3 protein-coding genes are annotated in these 2,664 nt (G+C 71.7%); 1 reads left to right on the forward strand and 2 read right to left on the reverse strand.

Translation table 11 applies throughout. The annotated features are described in order from the left end of the window. Window positions 1-267 precede the first annotated feature (267 nt). A complete protein-coding gene (locus tag P409_RS36610; RefSeq protein ID WP_052121615.1) occupies window positions 268-798 on the forward strand; it encodes a glycosyltransferase in 531 nt (176 codons plus the stop codon). Here P409_RS36610 and P409_RS31330 read toward each other — a convergent pair. Then, window positions 771-1,508 carry a creatininase family protein gene (locus P409_RS31330; protein WP_034847709.1) on the reverse strand — a complete coding sequence of 246 codons (738 nt, stop codon included), beginning with the start codon at window positions 1,506-1,508 and terminating at the stop codon, window positions 771-773. The two genes, P409_RS36610 and P409_RS31330, sit on opposite strands and share 28 nt — an antisense overlap. A 131-nt stretch (window positions 1,509-1,639) precedes the next feature. Then, a partial coding sequence (locus P409_RS31335) for a gamma-glutamyltransferase family protein (protein ID WP_034847711.1) occupies window positions 1,640-2,664 on the reverse strand: 1,025 nt, incomplete at its 5' end.

Raw genomic sequence — 2,664 nt, forward strand, 5'->3', positions numbered from 1 at the left:
ATGCTGGGGGTTCGATCGGCGCCTGGCCGAGGCCTATGCCCGCAGCCTGTCCCACCGCCATACCCATCTGGTGGTCGGCCAGGGGCTGCTGCCGCATCTCTGGCGCCTCGGCTGCCTGCAGGGCCGCAGCTTCGACGTGCTGATGGAGCGCTGGCCGCTGGCGGCGATGCAGGCCCGGCTGGACCGGGCGCTGGCCCGCCGCCCCGAGAGCCCACCCTGGGCGACTACAGGGCGCCGGACGACATCGTCGCGGCGGAGACCGGGGCGTTGGCCGAAGCATCGCGCCTCTATACCCCGCATGCCGGCATCGCCGCCCGCTTCGCCGACCGGGCGGTGCATCTGGACTGGACGTTGCCGGAGACCGGTACGGCGCCACAGCCCGAGATCGGAGGCCGCACCATCCTGTTCCCGGCCTCGCCGCTGGGCCGCAAGGGCGCCTATGCGCTGCGCGACGCGGTCGAGGGGCTGGATATCGACCTGGCCGTCACCGGCCGGGCGCGCGAGCACGACAAGCCGTTCTGGCGCAACGTCTCGGCCCGGGCGCTGCCCGCGGGCGCCTGGCCCGACCCGATTGCGGCGGTGGTGCTGCCGGCCATCGTCGAGCACCAGCCGCGGGCGCTGCTGCGCGCCCTGGCGCTGGGCATCCCGGTGATCGCCACCGCCGCCTGCGGCCTCGACGCCGGTCCGGGCGTCACCCTCGTGCCGGAGGACGATCCGGCGGCGCTGCGCGAGGCCTTGCTGCAGGCCCTGGGCGACGCCCCGTGGCGACGTCAGACTTCCGCCAGGAACTCCGCATAGGTTTCGGCGATCGCCGCCACCGCCGCATCGTAGAACTGCTTGCCGTGCTCCGGCGTCGCCAGGCCGGGGTTGGAGCCGATGCGGCCGTCCGGGAAGCGGCGGCGGTAGTCGTCGGCGTCGTAGAACCGGCCCGAGGGCGCGATCGGCGGGTCCAGCTCCGCCGTCTTGATGTGGTCCGGGAACAGATACTGGGTGACCGCCACCTCGCTGGCGGTGGCATGGCTGCCCTCCGCCACGCCGTACAGCTCCTTCGACAGGCGCTGCACGCCGGGATTGTCCCACCAGTTGACCAGGCGGCAGCGGATCGACGGCCGGCCAAGCGCCCGCCGCTCCGAATAGATCTCGTAGAAGGCGGCCTGGATGGTGGCGATGTTGCCGCCATGGCCGTTGACGAACAGGAACCGCTCGAAACCGTGCTCGGCCAGCGCCATCACATAGTCGCGGATCACCAGCACCAGGGTCGACGGCTTCAGCGTCATGCTGCCCGGGAAGGTCATGTGGTGATGCGCCATGCCGACGCCGATGGTCGGGCCGACCACCGCCCCGGTCCGGTCGCCGACGCCGCGGGCGATGCCCTCGGCGCACAGCGCATCGGTGCCGATCAGCCCGTTCGGGCCGTGCTGCTCGGTCGACCCGATCGGCATGATCGCGCCGCGCGAGGTCTTGAGATAGGCCTCGATCTCCGGCCAGGAGCTGAGCTGAAGCTGCATGGGTCCTCCCCTTTCCTGGGTTCGCCTTGTCCAATCCGGCAGCGGCCCAGGAGTTCCGTCAAATGTGGCCGCCTCGGCCCTCTCCACTGTCAAGCCCGGCAATGACAGGAGAGGGAAAGGCCCATCCTAACCTAAATCCCCAGCGCGCAGCCGTCCTTGCGGGGGTCGGAGCCGGCGATCAGCACGCCGCGCTCATGGTCGATCAGGATCGCCTGGCCGCCGCCCAGCGGCTCGTCGCGGATCGCGACCTCGTGGCCCCGGCCGGCGAGATCCGCCGCCACCGCCTCGCCGATCCGGGTCTCGAGCTGCAGCACGCCGTCGAAGGCGAAGCTGCGCGGCAGGTCCAGCGCCGCCTGCGGGTCGAGGCCGCGATCGATGATCGAGGACACGAACTGCGCCTGGCCTGCGGCCTGGTAGTGCCCGCCCATCACCCCGAAGACACCGGCGGTGCGGCCGCCGCGGCGCAGCAGGCCGGGGATGATCGTGTGCATCGGCCGCTTGCCGGGCCCGATCGAATTCGGGTGCCCCGGCTCGACCCGGAAGGAGCGGCCGCGGCTGTGCAGCAGCACGCCGGTCTCGGGATCCAGCAGGCCGGCACCGAAGCTGTCGAAGATCGAGTTGATGAAGGAGACGGCGTTGCCGTCGCGGTCGACGACGCAAAGATAGACGGTGTCGCGGTGCTCCGGCTCGGTCCACAGTGCCGGCCGACCGGCGCGCTTCAGGTCGATCCCCCGGCGCAGCGCGCCCAGCACCTCTTCGGACAGCAGCGTCCGCGGATCGTGCGGCAGGTGGTCTGGGTCGCAGATCAGCGCGTCACGGTGGTGATAGGCGATCTTGGTCGCCTCGGCGTGGAGATGGATGCGGTCGGCCTCCGGCATCTCGGCCGAGAGATCCTGGCCCGACAGCAGGCCGAGGATCATCAGCGCCGCCAGCCCCTGGCCGTTCGGCGGGCACTCCACCACCTCAGTGCCGTGATAGTCGAGCCGGATCGGGTCGACCCAGTTGGCGACCTCGCGGCCGGCGGCGAAATCGTCCAGCGTGTGCAGCCCGCCCTGGGACCTCAGGAAGCGGACCAGCGATTCCGCCACCGCGCCTTCGTAGAAGGCGGCGGCGCCACGGGCGGCGATGTCGCGCAGCCGGGCGCCGAGCAGCGGCT

Source organism: Inquilinus limosus MP06 (assembly GCF_000767795.1).
Taxonomy (GTDB): Bacteria; Pseudomonadota; Alphaproteobacteria; order DSM-16000; family Inquilinaceae; genus Inquilinus; species Inquilinus limosus_E.